The organism is Streptomyces sp. NPDC007025 (assembly GCF_042869455.1).
Taxonomy (GTDB): Bacteria; Actinomycetota; Actinomycetes; order Streptomycetales; family Streptomycetaceae; genus Streptomyces.
The window spans coordinates 332,542-349,674 of sequence record NZ_JBIAFT010000009.1 but is presented as its reverse complement, the minus strand read 5'-3'; the positions used below and the strand labels follow the sequence as shown (position 1 = coordinate 349,674).

Sequence of the window (17,133 nt, the reverse complement as noted above, 5' to 3'; positions counted from 1 at the left end):
TCTTTGGCCTCGGGCACTGTCACGGCTCACTACAACGGGGCGGCGTGCTTCAATCCGTCGACCGGTACTGTCACGGTCACGGTCAATCCGGCGGCCACGACGACGGCGGTGACCGCGTCGCCGAATCCGTCGGTGTGCGGTCAGTCGGTGACGGTGTGCGCGACGGTGACCACGAACGCTCCTGGTTCGGGCACGCCGACCGGAACGGTGACCTTCACCGGACCCGGCGGAGTGAACGTGACCGTGGCACTGGACGCCACCGGTAAGGCGTGCTTCTCCAGCACATCGCTGACCTCCGGCACCATCACCGCCCACTACAACGGCGCGGCCTGCTTCACGGCCTCCACCGGCACGGTGGCCATCACCTCGACCACCGTCGCCACCACCATGACCGCCGCACCCGCACAGATCCGGGTTCGCCTGAACGGCACCCTCGTGATCCAGACCATGAGCGCCACACTCAAGAACTCCAGCACCAACGCCGGGATCCCCGGCATGACGGTGACCTTCCGGGCCAACTCGGTCGTCGGCCCGATCGTGCTCGGTACGGCGGTCACCGACGCCAACGGCGTGGCGACCCTCGCTCCGCCCACCCGTACGGTGCCCGCCACCGCGGTCACCGCGCCCACCTACACCGCGTCCTTCGTGGGATCGGGATGCTACGCCTCGTCCTCGGCCACGGCAGCCTTGACCTTCGTGCCGATCCCGCCCGTGCCGTAACCGGACGCGACACCGCTCACCCTCGGGCCCGCGTCGGGCCGCTCAACAGCGGCCCGACGCGGGCCATGCGTTCGTCCTACTCACTCCTGAGTACCTGATCTCAGGCCCGTTTCGGGGGAGGGCCGTCAGACCTCTATGTCTGACAGGCTCCGTTCTCGAACGAGGCACGCACTCCGAACATCGACGTGCACCTCCCGAGCCCGACCTTCATGGCGAAGTTGAACCGATCGCGTCCCCTCCGGCCGACCGCGCACCGGCGATGCGCCGAGTGGAGCCGGGCCCTGGGGTGGGGGAGCACCGCCGTCTGGTCCCGGACGAGTTCGGCGCCCGCAGTCGCCTGGACTGGTCGCGGTGCGCGAGCGACTCAGTCACCACACAGGCCGCGACACAGAGGGGCCTGACGGGTGTGCTACGGCTGCCTGCACCGATGGGTCCGGCCCCGGAACCTCATCCTCCGCATTGCCTGCAAGAGCATTGAGTCCCCCCACCGGCTGAGCCGCCCTCGTCGGACCCTGAAGAGCGGACGGTGGCTTGGCCGTCCGGGTGGCCACCGCCCTCCACCGCCGCTACGAGCGCGAGGCCGCATACTTCCTGGCCTTCGCCGACGTCGCGTCGCCGCCATCCTCATCCGCTGTCGGCGATCGAGCTGAAGAGACATCGTGCGACCCCGAGGCGAACCCGGATCGACACCGTCGAGCAGAAGGGGTGAGTTTGCGGCTCAAACCCAGAAGTTCTGCCATGGCCCCGGCGCGGTGGCTGGTCTCGGAGAGAGCACGTCGTCGGGCTTCGGCCGACCACAGCGGTAGGAAGAACGACAGGCCCTGTCTGCTCCTGGGCGCGGAGATCTCGTCGCGCCATCCGGTCCACCGCAGTCCCTCGTAGAACCGACCGAGTCCCCGGAGGGAATCCACGAGAGCCATGCTGAGTGGCCCGCACCAGCGGCTCCCAGGCAAGGAATCGGGAGCGAAGTAGACGGTCTCGCCCGGCTCGCCGGGTCGGCCGGCCTCACGAGGGCTGCCACCGTTGAGCGCGAGAATCCGGCCCAGCAGGTCGTGCGCCACCACCAGTCCAGGGTCCGGCCGCCGAGCGGGATCGAGCACTGAGGGCATGGCGTTGATCTCAGCCAGGCTGGGCGGTCCTTCGGGCGTGAGGCTCTGGGAACCCCGCCGCGTTCGGTTCCGGCTGTCCACCGTGCGCTGCTCACAGGGGCCGACCCAGGGGCGCTGTATCCCAAGCAGAGCTGAAACCATGATCCGCACGCTCGGTGACATGAAAGACCGGCTCCTCGCAGCCGACCCCGCACAGAAGCGGCCGATCTACGAAGCGTTCGGTCTGTTCCTCACATACGACGAACGGCGACTGACCGTGACTGTTGAGTCACGTCCAGCCGCCGCGTGTGCGTATGGTACGTGTCGGGAGGGGGACTTGAACCCCCACGCCCTGTAAAGGGCACTAGCACCTCAAGCTAGCGCGTCTGCCATTCCGCCACCCCGACCGGGTGTGCCGCCTGGCCTGTGAGCGGCCTTGCGACGGGTTAAACCTTAGCACCCGATGAGGACTGCGATCACCCGGCTCTTGGGACGCCGGGGTTCGGGCGGGAGGATGGGGGTCTACCTGCGAGAAGAGGAGGCAGTGTGAGTGCCGACAGTGCCGCGACCGCGAGTGCCGCTAGCGCCGAGAGTGAGGTCGTCGACCTCTGCCGTGAGCTGATCCGGATCGACACCAGCAACTACGGCAACAACGAGGGTCCCGGGGAGCGGGCGGCGGCCGAGTACGTCGCCGAGAAGCTGGCCGAGGTCGGGCTGGAGCCGCAGATCATCGAGTCCAGCCCGGGCCGCGCCTCGACGGTGGCGCGGATCACGGGCGAGGATCCCTCCCGCCCGGCCCTGCTCATCCACGGGCACACCGACGTGGTGCCCGCCAATGCCGACGACTGGACGCGGCATCCCTTCTCCGGGGAGATCGCGGACGGCTGCGTGTGGGGGCGCGGCGCCGTCGACATGAAGGACATGGACGCGATGACGCTGGCGGTGGTGCGGGAGCGGATGCGGGCCGGGCGCAAGCCGCCCCGCGACGTCGTGCTGGCCTTCCTCGCGGACGAGGAGGCGGGCGGGGTCTACGGGGCGCGGCACCTGGTGGACAACCACGCCGACCTCTTCGAGGGGGTCACCGAGGCCATCGGGGAGGTGGGCGGGTTCTCCTTCACGGTCAACGAGGATCTGCGGCTGTATCTGGTGGAGACGGCGCAGAAGGGCATGCACTGGATGCGGCTCACCGTGGACGGCACGGCCGGCCACGGGTCCATGACCAACGACGACAATGCGATCACCGAGCTGTGCGAGGCCGTGGGGCGGCTGGGCCGGCACAAGTTCCCGGTGCGGGTGACCAAGACGGTCCGCTCCTTCCTGGACGAGCTCTCCGACGCGCTCGGCGTCGAGCTGGACCCGGAGGACATGGAGGAGACGCTCGCCCGGCTCGGCGGCATCGCGAAGATCATCGGTGCGACGTTGCAGAACACCGCCGCGCCCACCCAGCTCGGGGCCGGCTACAAGGTCAACGTCATTCCCGGGCAGGCGACCGCGCATGTGGACGGGCGGTTCCTCCCCGGGCACGAGCAGGAGTTCCTGGCAGATCTGGACCGGCTGCTGGGGCCGCGGGTGCGGCGCGAGGACGTGCACGCCGACCGGGCGCTGGAGACGACCTTCGACGGTGCGCTGGTGGACGCCATGCAGTCCTCGCTGCGGGCGGAGGATCCGATCGCGCGCGCCGTGCCGTACATGCTCTCGGGCGGCACCGATGCCAAGTCCTTCGACGATCTGGGAATCCGCTGCTTCGGCTTCGCGCCGCTGAAGCTGCCGCCGGAGCTCGACTTCGCGGGCATGTTCCACGGGGTGGACGAGCGTGTCCCGGTCGACGGACTCCAGTTCGGTGTGCGTGTGCTCGACCGGTTCCTGGATCAGGCGTGACACCCACCGGGGCGCCGACGCGTGGCGTTGATCGGCTGCTGTGACCGGCGTTTTTCCGATCAACGTCCGGATCCTCGCACGGTTCCCGGGTGGTGCTCCTCCGGAGGGGTGATGCAGTGGGGTCCGAAATCGACAGCGCGTGCGGAAGTAACCGGGACGGGTGAATGATCCAGTCAGTTCGTAGCCTCATTCCTCCATCCTCGTTACAGGGAGTGCGACCCCCTGCTGGGGTCGTATTGCCAACTAGGAGGAATAATGATCAAGAAGGTCATCGCCGCCGCGGCTGTCACCAGCGGTCTTGTGCTGGCTGGTGCGGGTATGGCCGTTGCCGACTCCGGTGCGCAGGGCGCCGCCGTGAACTCCCCCGGCGTCGTTTCCGGCAACACCGTGCAGGTCCCGGTCCACGTGCCGGTGAACGCCTGCGGCAACACGATCTCCGTGATCGGGCTGCTGAACCCGGCCTTCGGCAACACCTGCGTCAACCAGTGACGTCACGCCTCATCCGACGAGATCGATGAGGCACGTGCATCTGAGCGGCCCCGGAGCACGCGCCACGCGCTCCGGGGCCCTCGGGTCTCGGGGGGCGGGAGGGTGCGCAGGTGCGCCTCCCCCTGGCCGGTCACCAACAGCCACCACTAGGCAGGGGATTCCAACATCATGCGTCAGGGCACCAGAAAGGGCCTGATCACCATGGCCGCCGCCGGCGGTCTTCTCGCGGTCTCCGGGGGGACCGCGTTCGCCGACTCGGGCGCCCAGGGCGCCGGCGCGAACTCGCCCGGAGTTCTCTCCGGCAACACCGCCCAGGCGCCGGTGAACGTCACGGTGAACATCTGCGGCAACACCGTCAACGTCCTCGGGCTGCTCAACCCGGCGTCCGGCAACAGCTGCGGGAACGGCACCGGAAACGGTGGCGGCAGCCAGCAGGGCGGAAGCGGGGCCCATGCGCAGGGCACCGCCCACGATTCGCCCGGCGTCGGCTCGGGCAACGATGTACAGGTGCCGGTCGACGTGCCGGTGAACGTCTGCGGCAACACCGTGGACGTGGTCGGCGCGCTCAACCCGGCGCACGGCAACGGCTGCGCCAATCCATCGCACCCGGGGCCCACCGATCCCGGGTATCCGGATGAGCCGGGTAATCCGGATGAGCCCGACGAGCCCGGTAATCCGGATGAGCCCGGAAACCCCGACGAGCCGGGGAACCCGGATGAGCCCGGTAATCCGGACGAGCCGGGGAACCCGGATGAGCCCGGTGATCCGGACGAGCCCGAGCAGCCCACCACGCCCGACGAACCCGGCGAGCCGTCCACTCCGCAGACGCCCACCCAGCCGGGCAGCTCCGGTGAGGTGCACGCTCCGTCCACGCCGGAGACCGTTGCCGCGGCCCAGGTCTCCGACTCCGACACCCCGGAAGGCGGCGGGGAGCTCGCGCACACCGGTGCCGGCTCGCAGCTCGGCATCGCCGCGCCCGTCAGCCTGGGCATGCTCGCCGGAGGGTACGTGCTCTACCGGCGCTCCCGGCCCGCAGCCAAGCGCTGATCGGGGCGCAGCGCTGACCCCGGCGCTGTGATCGACCGGCATTCCGCGACCTGACGCGCGGGCCGGTGTTCCGGCGCCGCGGCCGTGGCCACCGCGCCGGACAAGCCGAGGGAGCGGGCCCCGCACCGCCGGGCCCGCTCCCTCTCGGCTCTCCCGCAGGGCTCCCCTCGGGGTTCTCCCGCTCCGCGCCAAAGGTCACCCCGCACCGTGCGGGCACCCATGACCAGCGGGAATCTGCGACCGGCGGTCACCAGGTCGGGCGAAGCTGGCGGATGATGCGGCGGCGGAGCCGCACCCGACGGCTGCCGTCCGGATACAGCCGGGTACGGGCCAGTTCCCAGTGCCCGTACTCCGCCTGGTCGGTCAGCAGCTGGGTCGCGGCCTTACGGGAGACGCCCCGCGGGACGTACACATCGCGAAATTCGTATTCCGGCATCGTCTCCATTGTGCGTGCGGACCCCGTCTGCCGATAGCGTCTGCACTATGTCTGATGCTGCGCAGCCCACCGCTGCCGACGTACGCGCCGCCGCCGAAGCGGTCAAAGCCGCGCTGGACCGGCACCTCGAAGCCGTCGAGCGCCGCGCGGGGGAGTCCCGGGTGCCTGCCGGAGCGGGCGGTGCGGGTGAGCGGGACGCGTCGTCGGCTGAGCAGTACGCCGCCGAACTCGACTCCGCCGTCTATGCCGCCTTCGACGCGCTGGCCGCCGCGGGCGAGACCTACGACGAGCTGCTGTACGAGGTCTACGACGAGGTCACCCCGTTCGAGATCCCCAGCAGCGAGAGCCTGCCGGCCTACACCGGACCCGATGTGCCCACTGCGCTGAGCGTCCTGATCCGACGGGACTATGTCATTTCCGAGCCGCACCGGCTGCAGGCCCAGGCCGAGCGGATCACCGAGCTGGACCCGGACTCCGCGGAGGACGAGCGGTTTGAGGGGGCGGCACCGAGCAACAGTGTGCACGCGGCGCTCGGTGTGCTCTTCGGCGAGTTCGAGCCGGACGAGATCGCCACCCGCCACAAGGAGTTCGGCCTGGAGGAAGGCGACTCCACCCTCTGGGTCACGGCGGTCGACGAGCCCGCCGAGCCCGGCGAGTGGCTGTCGAACCCGTTCGACCAGGCCGATCCGCAGCGTGTGGTCTGCCGCTTCGACGTCTCCTCCGTCTTCGACGAGGACGAGGAGGACCTGGTTCTCGAGGCCCGCGGCGAGAGCGAGGAAGCGGACGAGGACGGCTACGACCGGGACGGCTACGGCTACGGCTACGACGAGGACGGTGAGGGCGAGGACGGTGACGGCGCCGGCAGTGGTGTGTCCGCCGCCCGCCGCAGGTAGCGCGGGCAGTACGGCGGACCGCTCCGGCGTCGCTGCCGTCCCGGCTCAGCCGGCGGCCGCCTCCGCCGCTTCTGTCGCCTCCGCCGCCCGCGCTGCCTCGGCGGCGCGGGCGGACTCGGTCAGCAGGGTCCGCAGCCGGGTCGTCCGCTCCCGCGCCGCGGCCGAGGCCACCGCGCGGGGGAGCGCGTCGCCCGCTCCGTGCACGACCGACAGATGACGCTCGCCCCGGCTGAAAGCCGTGTAGACCCACTCCCGGGTCAGCGCCTCCGTGGCGTCCCCGGGCAGCACCACGACGGCGGCGGGCCAGCGGATCCCGGCGGCCTGATGGGCCGTCACAGCCCAGCCGTGCCGCACCGTTTCGGGCACCCGCTCGGGCGGGACCGTCACCCGCTGGTCCCCGCAGGCCAGTTGGAGGCCGTCCGCGTCGGCCGAGGACACCGTGCCGATGCGTGTGCGGCCCGGCGCGGGGGAGTGGGCGACCCGGTCACCGGGGTCGAAGCCGCCGAAGCGGCCCGGACCCGGGTTGAGCACTTCCTTGAGGGCGGCGTTGAGCGCGCGGGTGCCCGCGGAACCGCCGTGCCCCGGAGTGATCACCTGGGTCCCGGCGGACGGGACGCCGAGGGCACGGGGCACCGAGTCCTTGACGAGCTGCACCGTCCGGTGGACGGCCTCGCCGGGGTCCGCGACGGGGACGATCACCACCTCCTTGCCGGGCGCCGCCACCTGGCTCAGCTCTCCGATGCCGATGCCCGACACCAACTCGCCGATCGGGCCGGGATCCGGGGTGCGGGAAGCGACGTGGGGGCAGTACCGGGCCGCCATCAGGTCCCCGAACACCTGCCCGGGGCCCGCGGCGCCCAGCACGCCCGGGTCTCCGCTGAGCAGCAGACGTGCCCCGTCCGGCAGCGCCTCCAGCAGCGCCGCGCCCGTCTCCGCGTCCAACTGCGGCGCGTCGCAGACGGCCAGCACATCGACGCGGAGCGCCCCTTCCGCGTCCCGCTCCGGGCCGTCCGTGCCCGCCAGCACCCCGGCGACGGTGGCGCAGTCGGGGGCCGGATCGCCGCCACCCGCGGTGCTGCCCGGACCGTTGTCCGGGTGGGAGGTTGAGCGCTCGGCGAGGAGGCGGGCCATGCGCTCCCGCCCCTCATCCGTATGGGTGAGGACTGCGGCACGCAGCCCGAGCGCCCGCGCCGCGACCACCACGGCGGCGACCTCCGCACGGGACGCCTCACCCCCCGTATGGGTGACCAGCCCGCTTCCGGCCACCGCACGGATCAGCTCGCGCCCCGAGGAGGTGGGGGCACTCCCGGCGGCAGCCGCCCAGCCGTCGTCGGCCCCCGCGACCCCACCCGGAGCACGGTCCGCTGCTTCCACCGTCACCGCTTCCGCCGCTTCCGTGGAGTCCACCGCGTCCCCCGGACCGCCGGCCGGCTCCGCGGACCCGAACGTCCCCGCGACGCGGGCGAGCGCGTCCGCGAGACTCTCCTCCGCGAGCGCGTACCGGTCCAGGCCCACCAGGAGGGCGACCGGGCGCTCCTCCTCCTCGGCCTCGCCCTCGGCCATGGCCGAAGGCACCGGCCCCGCGTCCAGCGCGTCCTCGAAGACCAGGACGGCTCCCGCGTCCACGGCCTGCCGTACGGCCTCCTCGGGGTCCGGTACCGCGTGCCCGGCCAGGCCCCTGCCCAGGGCGTCCGGCGTCAGCACCGTGTCGCCCCGCAGCGCCGCGCGCTCCAGCAGCCGGACCACCAGCGCCACCGCCCGCCGCGGGTCGTCCGGCCCGGCCTCGTCGCCCAGCAGCGCCCGGGCGAAGCCGTCGGCCTGCTCGGGGAGCACCCCGGGAACCGCGAGGAGCTGCCAGGGGTCGGCGCGCAGCACACTCTCCGCGCCCTCCCCGAGCGTCTCGGTCACACGCTGGGCCAGCCCCTCCGGAGCCCCGCTCTCCGCCAGCAGGGCGCGCACTCCTTCCGGGACGGTGACCGGGCCGTCCTGCCGGCCGGCGCGTTCCGCACGCCCCGGCGGGGGCACCGCTGAGCCGCGGGCACCGGTGGGGCTGCCCGCGGCGCCGGACTCCGGGCCGCCCGGCTGTGCGCGGGGCCCGCTGCGGGAGGGCGGCGCGGCGGCGGGCTCGTTGAAGAAGGAGGTGGCGGAGCGTTCGCCGCTCTCCACCGCGCGGACGGCCGCGAGGAGTTCGGCTGCCTTCTCGTTGCTCACAGCTCGCTCCAGTCATGGTCGGGGTAGCGGTGCACGGGGGCCGAGACGTCGTCCAGGGCCGCGCGGATCTCGTCTGGAAGACTAAGGCCCTCCACCGACAGCGCCTGCGCCAACTGCTCCGCCGTGCGTGCGCCGACGATCGGTGCCACCACTCCGGGCCGGTCGCGGACCCAGGCCAGGGCCACCTGGAGCGGCGGCAGCGCGAGCCCGTCGGCCGCGGTGGCCACCGCGTCGGTGATCCGGGCCGCGGTCCCGTCCAGATAGGGTTCCACGAAGGCGGCCAGCCGCTCGGAGGCGCCGCGCGAGCCGGTCGGCGGCGGGCCGGGTTCGCGGTACTTGCCGGTCAGTACTCCGCGCCCCAGGGGCGAGGAGGGCAGCAGCCCGATGCCGAGGTCCTGCGCGGCGGGCAGCACCTCCCGTTCGACGCCGCGCTGCAGCAGCGAGTACTCCATCTGGGTGGCGGCCAGCGGCTGCCGCACTCCGGGTGCGGCCCGTTGCCAGGTGCCCGCCTTGGCGAGCTGCCAGCCGGAGAAGTCGCACACCCCGGCGTAGCGGGCGCGTCCGCTGCTGACGGCCGTGTCGAGTGCCTGGAGTGTCTCCTCCAGCGGTGTGTACGGGTCCCAGGCGTGCACCTGCCACAGGTCCACGTGGTCGGTGCCCAGCCGGTCGAGGGAGGCGTCCAGCGCGCTCAGCAGGTGGCCGCGCGAGCAGTCGAAGGGGCGCTCGGGGTCGGGCACGCCCCCCGCTTTGGTGGCGATCACCAGGTCGTGGCGCGGGACCAGGTCCTGCATCAGCCGCCCCAGGAGGTACTCGGCCTCGCCCTCCCCGTACACGTCCGCGGTGTCCACGAGGGTGCCGCCCGCTTCCCAGAACGTTTTGAGCTGGTCGGCGGCGTTGCGTACGTGCTGGTCGTGCCGCGGGCGCGCCTCGTCTCCCACGCCGGGGTCCGCGCGGTCGCTCACGCCGCCGCGCGCCCAGCCCAGAGTGCCCAGTCCGATCCGGGATACGCGCAGGCCAGTGCGGCCGAGGTGCCTTCGCTCCATGGGCGTTGAGCGTAGTTGTGGCACGCGTTAGAGTCCGGGGGTCAGGGACATTACTGATCAGTAAGGGAAGTGGGTGCGGGATGGGGATGCGACTGGGCATCAACCTCGGCTACTGGGGTGCCGGGATGGATGCGGACAACCTCGCCGTCGCACAGGAGGCCGACCGGCTCGGCTACGACGTGTGCTGGGCGGCCGAGGCGTACGGTTCGGACGCCGCCACCGTGCTCACCTGGGTGGCGGCCCACACCGAGCAGATCGACGTGGCCTCCGGGATCTTCCAGATCCCGGCCCGGGCGCCGGCCATGACCGCCATGACGGCCGCCACGCTCGACTCGCTCTCCGGCGGCCGCTTCCGGCTCGGCCTGGGCGTCTCGGGCCCGCAGGTCTCCGAGGGGTGGTACGGGGTGAAGTTCGACAAGCCGCTGGCCCGCACCCGCGAGTACGTCGAGATCATCCGCCGTGCCATGTCCCGGGAGCGGCTGTCCTACGAGGGGCAGCACTGGACGCTTCCGCTGCCCGGCGGACCCGGCAAGCCGATCAAGCTGACCGTCCACCCGGAGCGCGAGGAGATCCCGCTCTACATCGCGGCGATCGGCCCCAAGAACCTGGAGCAGACCGGCGAGATCGCCAACGGTGTGCTGCTGGTCTTCTTCTCCCCGGAGCACGCCGAGGAGACCACGCTCCAGCACCTGCGGGCGGGCCGGGAGGCCGCGGGCCGGACGATGGAGGGCTTCGACGTGTGCCCGACCGTCCCGATGGCCGTCGGCGACGACATCGACGCGCTCGCCGACCTCTTCCGGCCCTACACCGCGCTCTACGTGGGCGGCATGGGCAGCCGCAAGCAGAACTTCTACAACAAGCTCGCCCAGCGCATGGGCTACGAGAAGGAGGCCGCCGAGGTCCAGGAGAAGTACCTGGCCGGGGACAAGGAGGGGGCCGCTGCGGCGATTCCGCGCGAGCTGATCGACTCCACCACCCTGATCGGCCCCGTCGAGCGGATCGCCGAGCGGATGCGGGCCTACGCGGACGCAGGGGTGACGACGCTCTCGCTGGCCCCCGCCGGGTTCTCGCTGGAGGAGCGGCTGGCCGGACTGCGCGCCGGGGTCGACGCGCTGGAGCAGGCCGGGGTCGCCACCTAGCGGCGGACTGCCGGCCTCCCGCGCGGGCGGCACCGCCGGATCCGAGCGGCCCCCGGCCATGCGCCCGGGTGCGAGGGCGCGGTACAGCCCGAAGGCGTAACGCGCCCGAAGAATTCTGCGGCCGTGGTGGGGGCTCGGGGGGCGGCCCCGCCACGGCCGTCATGGAGCACAACGCGGCCCGGCCGGTGCGGTTACGCGGGCGGGCCGCGGGGCTCCTGCGATCGGCGCAGCCGGACCGCTCACATGTTGCCTGTTCGCGTACGCGGCATTTGACTCGTTCTTCGCGGGATGTCGTGCTGTAAGGGAACTCGTGCACGGAGGTGGCGGCGATGCTCTCGGCCAGGAGTCTGTTCCAGGAAATCCTCGACAACGACGAGTCCTTCCGGCTCTTCTGCTCCGTCGCGGCCAGTGGCGAGGCGCAGGGCGGCTGGGAGAACGCCCGCATCGCCGCGCTCGTCCCCGACGGCGCCCGCCGTCTCGCGCCCAAGATCGTCCGGCACGGGGCCGACGAGGACAAGCACGGCCGCATCTTCCTGGCGCTGCTGAACAAGCGCGGCCTGGAGGCGGCCGAGATCCCCGACGACACCGACTACACGATGATCCTGGAGGGCCTCGGGATCGGCCTGGCGCACGAGAAGCTGCGCCGGGACGAGCCGCTGACCGAGCACGACGTGCTCGCCTACCTGGCCCACAGCCGGGTCACGGAGCAGCGGGCCGCCGAGGAGATGGCCCTGCTCACCAAGGCGGTCGGCGACCACCCGGAGCTCGGCCGGGCGGTGCGGATGATCTCCCGGGACGAGGACAACCACCTCGCCTACTGCCACGAGGAACTGCTGCGGCTGGCCCGCGCCGGGCACGCGCGCACCATCCGTGCCCTGCTGCGCGAGAGCGCGCTCGCCGAGATCAAGGTCTACCGGGACGTCAGCCTGGCCGTCATGAGCCGGATGGCGCGCATCCTGGGCTGGTCCGGGCTCCGCTACGGGCTCGTCGCGCTGGGGATCCACGGCCGGTACGGCTGGGAGCGGCTGGGCGGCTGGCGTCGGCTGGTCGCCCTCCGGATGCCCGAGCGCCGCGACGCACTGGGCACCGGGCAGGCGGACGCGGCGGCCGAGTACGCCTGAGCCCCGCACGCCGCCCCTGGCGTACCGCCCCCGGATCAGGAACCGGGACCGGGCCCGGGAAGCAGGAAGGCTGATCCGCGAAGTCCCTAGAACCAGTCGCGGCGCTTGAAGATCCGGAAGAGCACCACGCAGATGGTCACCATCAGCAGCAGCGTCACCGGGTAGCCCCACACCTGGTGCAGTTCCGGCATGTGCGCGAAGTTCATCCCGTACACCCCGGCGAGGGCCGTGGGCACGGCGAACATCGCGGCCCAGGCGGAGATCTTGCGCATGTCGTCGTTCTGCCGCACCCCCATCTGCGCCAGATACGCCGACAGGATGTCCGTCAGCAGCCGGTCGATGGACTCCACCTGCTCGTTCACCCGCGAGAGGTGGTCGGCCACATCCCGGAAGAACACCCGCGCGTCCTTGTGCACGAAGGGGACCCGGGCACCCGTCAGCCGGGTGATGGGGTCGGTCAGCGGCGTCGTCGCCCGCCGGAACTCCAGCGCCCGCCGCTTGAACTCGTAGATCCGGCCCGCCGTGTCCCGGCTGCCCGCCCGGGCGTTCCTGGCGAAGACCGCGGCTTCCAGCTCCTCCAGGTCGGTGTGCAGCGCGGCCGCGACCTCCAGGTAGTGGTCCACCACGGTGTCGCTGACCGCGTACATCACGGCAGTCGGACCGTGCCGCAGCACCTCCGGGTCGTCCTCCAGCCGGGCGCGCACCGATCCCAGCGGGTTGGTCCGGCCGTGTCGGACGGTCAGCACGAACGAGTCGCCCACGAACACCATCAGCTCACCGGTGCTGAGCGTGCTGTCGCCCTCGTCGTAGTCCACCGGCTTGAGCACCAGGAAGAGCGAGTCCGCGTAGATCTCCAGCTTCGGCCGTTGATGCGCGTGCAGCGAGTCCTCGACGGCCAGCGGATGCAGCCCGAAATCCCGGGTCACGCGGTCGAACTCCGCTTCGGTCGGCTCGTGCAGGCCGATCCACAGAAACGTCTCGGCCGCGGACCGGGCCTCCCGCAGCGCCGCCGAGAAGTCCTGCGGGCGCTCGGCTCGGCGCCCCTGCCGGTAGAGCGCACAGTCGACGATCACTTCTCGCATTCTGCCGTTTCCGGACCGTCGCACAACCGGGGGCCGCCGCGAGAGCCGAGGAGCCGCCGCGAGGACTGCGCAGCGCCGCCGACGGCGCCTCGCTTAGGGTTGCGGCATGCCGACGCTGATCCTCGTACGCCACGGCAGGTCCACAGCGAACACCGACGGACTGCTGGCCGGCCGCACGCCCGGAGTCGCCCTGGACGGTCACGGCCAGCGGCAGGCCGCCGGTCTGCCCGACCGGCTCCGCGACATCCCGCTGGCAGCGGCCGTCAGCAGCCCGCTGCGCCGCTGCCAGGAGACCCTCGCGCCGCTGGCCGCCGCCCGCCCCGAGTTGCCCGTGCACACCGAGGACCGCATCACCGAGTGCGACTACGGGGACTGGTCGGGCCGCAAGCTCGCCGAACTGAACGACGAGCCCCTCATGGCCACCGTCCAGGGCCACCCGTCCGCCGCCGCCTTCCCCGGCGGCGAGTCGCTGCGGGCCATGCAGGCACGGGCCGTGGACGCGGTCCGCGCCTGGAACGCCCGCATCGAGGCCGAGCACGGTGCGGACGCCGTCTATCTGATGTGCTCGCACGGCGACATCATCAAGTCGATCGTCGCGGACGCGCTGGGCATGCACCTCGACCTCTTCCAGCGGATATCCGTCTCCCCCTGCTCGGCCACGGCCCTCACCTACACCCCGCTGCGCCCCTTCGTGCTGCGGCTCGGCGACACCGGGGAACTGGCCTCCCTCGCGCCACCGGAGAAGTCGGGCGAGCAGGGCGCCGCCGCGAGCGCGGGGGAGGGCGATGCGACCGTCGGCGGAAGCGCGTGAGCACGATGATCGGAACGCACAGTAGGGTGCGGATGTCCGAAGCCACTCAAGCTGTCGAACCCAACGGAGCAGAACGTGTCCCGTCAGGTATTTCTGTACGATCCGCCGGACCGGTTCGTCGCCGGTACCGTCGGTCTGCCTGGCCGCCGCACCTTCTTCCTCCAAGCCAGCGCGGGGGGCCGCACCACCAGCGTGGCCCTGGAGAAGGCGCAGGTCGAAGCGCTCGCCGAACGGATCGACGAGCTGCTGGACGAGGTGGTGCGCCGCTCCGGCGGCAGTGCGCCCGTGCCCGCCGTCGCCCCCTCCGAGGTCGATGACACCGGGCCGCTGGAGAGCCCGGTCGAGGAGGAGTTCCGGGTCGGCACCATGGCCCTGGCCTGGGACGGCGACGGAGAGCGGATGGTCGTCGAGGCGCAGGCCATCGTGGAGCTGGAGCCCGGCGAGGACGAGGACCTGGCCGACGCGGAGGAGCGGCTGCTCCAGGACGACGAGAACGGGCCCCCGATGCTCCGGGTGCGGATCAGCGGGAACATGGCCCGGGCCTTCGCCAAGCGGGCGATGGAGGTCGTCAACGCGGGCCGGCCGCCGTGCCCGCTGTGCAGCCTGCCGCTCGATCCGGAGGGACACGTATGTCCGCGCCAGAACGGATACCGCCGGGGCGAATGAGCGGCACGGCACCGGCCGCCGAGGCCACCCGCGAGCTGCTCCGGCAGGGCACGCTCACCGTGCGGGGACAGATCACTGCCGCGTCCAACACCGTGCTGTTCGGCACCGTCGAGCATGCGGGGAGCAGCCTGCCCTGCGTCTACAAGCCCGTGGCCGGTGAGCGGCCGCTGTGGGATTTCCCCGACGGCAACCTCGCCCAGCGCGAGGTCGCGGCCTACGAGGTCTCCCGCGCCACCGGCTGGGATCTGATACCCGCCACCGTGCTGCGCGACGGCCCCTACGGACCGGGCATGTGCCAGGTCTGGGTGGGTGAGCCGCCGGACGCCGATGACGACGGGGAGAACGTGCCGTCCGGGGAGCCGGCCGAGGCCGCGTCGGAGCGCGGGCCGGACGACGAGCCGGAGCGCGGGCCCGGCAGCGGGCCGGAGGGGGAGCCGGCCCCGTTGCTCGCGCTGGTCGACGGCGAGGAGCCGGGCGAGGGCTGGAAGGCGGTCGGCTTCGCGGACGTCGGCGGTGGCCGGACCGCGCTGCTCGTGCACGCCGACGACCCCCGGCTGCGCCGGCTGGCGGTGCTCGACGCCGTGCTCAACAACGGCGACCGCAAGGGCGGCCATCTGCTGCCCCGGCCCGACGGCGCGCTGTACGCCATCGACCACGGCGTCACCTTCCACGTGGACGACAAGCTGCGCACCCTGCTGTGGGGCTGGGCGGGCGAGGAGCTGACCGGCGAGGCCGTCGAGGCGCTGCGCAGGCTCTCCACCGCGCTCCGTGCCGACACGGGTGGCCGCCCGGAGACTGCGGAGGCCGTGGACGCGGCGGAGGCTCCGCTGGCGGCGCGGCTGGCCGAGTTGCTCACCGAGGCCGAGGTACAGGCCGTGGGCAAGCGGGTGGAGGCGCTGCTGAGCTCCGGACGGCATCCGCTGCCGAGCGGTGAGTGGCCCGCCGTCCCCTGGCCACCTGTCTGACACCTGCCGCCCGCGCCCGGCCCGGGCGGGGCCGGAACGGCCCCGGAGGGCGCCTGGCGGGCAGCTCGGGCCGTGTCCCGCGCCGCGCCCGACCGGTCCCGAAACGGTCGGGCGGGCCCCGTCCGCGCCCGCGGACCTCGAACGGCGTCCATCCGGACGGATACGGAACACCAGTCCGGGTTAGGCTCAAGGCATGCATGCCTGGCCCGCTACCGAGGTCCCCGTCCTGCCTGGACAGGGCCGCGACCTCGACATCCACGACACCGCGACCGGTGGCCGAGTGACCCTCACCCCCGGTCCTGTCGCCCGCCTCTACGTGTGTGGCATCACCCCCTACGACGCCACCCACCTCGGACACGCGGCGACCTACAACGCGTTCGACCTCGTGCAGCGCGTGTGGCTCGACACCAAGCGCCAGGTGCACTACATACAGAACGTCACCGACGTGGACGATCCACTCCTGGAGCGGGCGGTCGCGACGGGCATCGACTGGACGGCGCTCGCCGAGCGCGAGACCGCGCTGTTCCGCGAGGACATGACGGCCCTGCGGATGCTGCCGCCGAAGCACTACATCGGCGCCGTGGAGTCCATTCCCCACATCGTGCCGCTGGTCGAACGACTGCGGGACATGGGTGCCGCCTACGAACTCGACGGCGACATCTACTTCTCGGTCGAGTCCGACGCCCACTTCGGAGCCGTCTCGCACTACGACGCAGAAACGATGCGGCTGCTGTCCGCCGAGCGCGGCGGCGACCCTGAGCGCCCCGGCAAGAAGAACCCGCTCGACCCGCAGCTGTGGACGGCGGCCCGCGAGGGCGAACCCCACTGGGACGGCGGCACGCTGGGCCCCGGACGCCCCGGCTGGCACATCGAGTGCGTGGCGATCGCGCTCGAACACCTGGGCATGGGCTTCGACATCCAGGGCGGCGGGTCCGATCTGGCCTTCCCGCACCACGAGATGGGCGCCTCCCACGCGCAGGCGCTGACCGGCGAGTTCCCGTTCGCGCGCAGCTATGTGCACGCGGGGATGGTCGCTCTGAACGGCGAGAAGATGTCCAAGTCGAAGGGCAACCTCGTCTTCGTCTCACAACTGCGCAAGGACGGCGTCGATCCGGCCGTCATCCGGCTCACCCTGCTGGCGCACCACTACCGCGCCGACTGGGAGTACACGGACGCGGTGCTGGAGGCGGCGCAGCAGCGGCTCGACCGCTGGCGTTCGGCCGTCTCGCGGCCGGACGGACCGCCCGCCGAGGCCATGCTGGAGGCGGTGCGGACCGCGCTCGCGGACGATCTCGACACCCCCGCCGCGCTGGCCGCCGTCGACGCGTGGGCCGAGCAGCAGGCCGAGCGGGGCGGCACCGACGAGGGTGCTCCCGGACTGGTCTCCCGCACGGTCGACGCGCTGCTGGGCGTCGCGCTGTAACCGTCCCCTGTCTCCCGCCTCCCGGCCGTGTCCCGCGGCCGGGAGGCCCGTCATGCCCGGGCCCCGGCCGTCGTCTCCGCACCCGGCGCCGCCGTGCGGCGGCGCCGGTCCCGGAGCGGCG

General features: G+C 72.3%; 16 protein-coding genes and 1 tRNA gene. 11 read left to right on the top strand and 6 right to left on the bottom strand.

The genetic code is table 11. From position 1 onward, the window contains the following. Window positions 1–720 (top strand): Ig-like domain repeat protein (locus ACFYMO_RS19950; protein WP_366772567.1); only part of this gene is annotated, 720 nt, incomplete at its 5' end. 566 nt (window positions 721–1,286) lie between these two features. Here ACFYMO_RS19950 and ACFYMO_RS19945 read toward each other — a convergent pair. Together ACFYMO_RS19945 and ACFYMO_RS19940 are read right to left on the bottom strand one after the other, a co-directional pair. Then, entirely contained in the window at window positions 1,287–1,829 is a 543-nt protein-coding gene (locus ACFYMO_RS19945; RefSeq protein ID WP_388547760.1) for a DUF2625 family protein, read from the bottom strand. A gap of 301 nt (window positions 1,830–2,130) precedes the next feature. Beyond that, window positions 2,131–2,215, bottom strand: a tRNA-Leu gene (locus ACFYMO_RS19940). A gap of 139 nt (window positions 2,216–2,354) precedes the next feature. Here ACFYMO_RS19940 and ACFYMO_RS19935 point away from each other — a divergent pair. From ACFYMO_RS19935 to ACFYMO_RS19925, 3 genes are all read left to right on the top strand, one after another. Then, window positions 2,355–3,686: a M20/M25/M40 family metallo-hydrolase gene (locus tag ACFYMO_RS19935; protein ID WP_366772569.1), complete on the top strand. Its 1,332-nt coding sequence runs from the start codon at window positions 2,355–2,357 to the stop codon at window positions 3,684–3,686. A gap of 255 nt (window positions 3,687–3,941) precedes the next feature. Then, window positions 3,942–4,175: a chaplin ChpH gene (chpH, locus tag ACFYMO_RS19930; RefSeq protein ID WP_019356427.1), complete on the top strand. Its 234-nt coding sequence runs from the start codon at window positions 3,942–3,944 to the stop codon at window positions 4,173–4,175. Between the two features lie 168 nt (window positions 4,176–4,343). After that, a complete protein-coding gene (locus tag ACFYMO_RS19925) occupies window positions 4,344–5,222 on the top strand; it encodes a chaplin family protein (protein WP_366772570.1) in 879 nt (292 codons plus the stop codon). Window positions 5,223–5,469: 247 nt separating this feature from the next. On the opposite strand, the gene ACFYMO_RS19920 is transcribed toward ACFYMO_RS19925, so the two are convergent. Continuing rightward, complete coding sequence (locus ACFYMO_RS19920; RefSeq protein WP_075000463.1) at window positions 5,470–5,658, bottom strand: DUF5703 family protein; 189 nt, start codon at window positions 5,656–5,658, stop codon at window positions 5,470–5,472. 47 nt (window positions 5,659–5,705) lie between these two features. Between ACFYMO_RS19920 and ACFYMO_RS19915 the strand changes: the two genes are divergently transcribed. Then, entirely contained in the window at window positions 5,706–6,551 is an 846-nt protein-coding gene (locus ACFYMO_RS19915; protein WP_388547719.1) for a hypothetical protein, read from the top strand. 45 nt (window positions 6,552–6,596) lie between these two features. Here ACFYMO_RS19915 and ACFYMO_RS19910 read toward each other — a convergent pair whose 3' ends face one another. Further along, window positions 6,597–8,762: a helix-hairpin-helix domain-containing protein gene (locus ACFYMO_RS19910; protein ID WP_388547716.1), complete on the bottom strand. Its 2,166-nt coding sequence runs from the start codon at window positions 8,760–8,762 to the stop codon at window positions 6,597–6,599. Continuing rightward, window positions 8,759–9,805 (bottom strand): aldo/keto reductase, encoded by a 1,047-nt coding sequence (locus tag ACFYMO_RS19905; RefSeq protein ID WP_388547713.1) that lies wholly within the window; start codon window positions 9,803–9,805, stop codon window positions 8,759–8,761. Before ACFYMO_RS19905 ends, ACFYMO_RS19910 begins: the two co-directional genes overlap by 4 nt. Window positions 9,806–9,891: 86 nt before the next feature. Here ACFYMO_RS19905 and ACFYMO_RS19900 point away from each other — a divergent pair, with 86 nt between their 5' ends. Together ACFYMO_RS19900 and ACFYMO_RS19895 are read left to right on the top strand one after the other, a co-directional pair. Then, window positions 9,892–10,944 carry an LLM class F420-dependent oxidoreductase gene (locus tag ACFYMO_RS19900; RefSeq protein WP_388547757.1) on the top strand — a complete coding sequence of 351 codons (1,053 nt, stop codon included), beginning with the start codon at window positions 9,892–9,894 and terminating at the stop codon, window positions 10,942–10,944. Between the two features lie 329 nt (window positions 10,945–11,273). Next, complete coding sequence (locus ACFYMO_RS19895; protein ID WP_366772574.1) at window positions 11,274–12,065, top strand: ferritin-like domain-containing protein; 792 nt, start codon at window positions 11,274–11,276, stop codon at window positions 12,063–12,065. An 86-nt stretch (window positions 12,066–12,151) separates the two neighbouring features. On the opposite strand, the gene corA is transcribed toward ACFYMO_RS19895, so the two are convergent. Then, entirely contained in the window at window positions 12,152–13,147 is a 996-nt protein-coding gene (gene corA, locus ACFYMO_RS19890; RefSeq protein ID WP_366772575.1) for a magnesium/cobalt transporter CorA, read from the bottom strand. 106 nt (window positions 13,148–13,253) lie between these two features. Between corA and ACFYMO_RS19885 the strand changes: the two genes are divergently transcribed. The 4 genes from ACFYMO_RS19885 (at window position 13,254) to mshC (ending at window position 17,012) form a co-directional block, all read left to right on the top strand. Beyond that, window positions 13,254–13,958 (top strand): histidine phosphatase family protein, encoded by a 705-nt coding sequence (locus ACFYMO_RS19885; protein WP_366772576.1) that lies wholly within the window; start codon window positions 13,254–13,256, stop codon window positions 13,956–13,958. A gap of 75 nt (window positions 13,959–14,033) precedes the next feature. Beyond that, a complete protein-coding gene (locus ACFYMO_RS19880; RefSeq protein WP_019356417.1) occupies window positions 14,034–14,624 on the top strand; it encodes a DUF3090 domain-containing protein in 591 nt (196 codons plus the stop codon). Further along, a complete protein-coding gene (locus tag ACFYMO_RS19875; protein WP_388547709.1) occupies window positions 14,588–15,589 on the top strand; it encodes an SCO1664 family protein in 1,002 nt (333 codons plus the stop codon). Before ACFYMO_RS19880 ends, ACFYMO_RS19875 begins: the two co-directional genes overlap by 37 nt. A 193-nt stretch (window positions 15,590–15,782) precedes the next feature. Continuing rightward, a complete protein-coding gene (gene mshC, locus ACFYMO_RS19870; RefSeq protein WP_366772579.1) occupies window positions 15,783–17,012 on the top strand; it encodes a cysteine--1-D-myo-inosityl 2-amino-2-deoxy-alpha-D-glucopyranoside ligase in 1,230 nt (409 codons plus the stop codon). Window positions 17,013–17,133 lie beyond the last annotated feature (121 nt).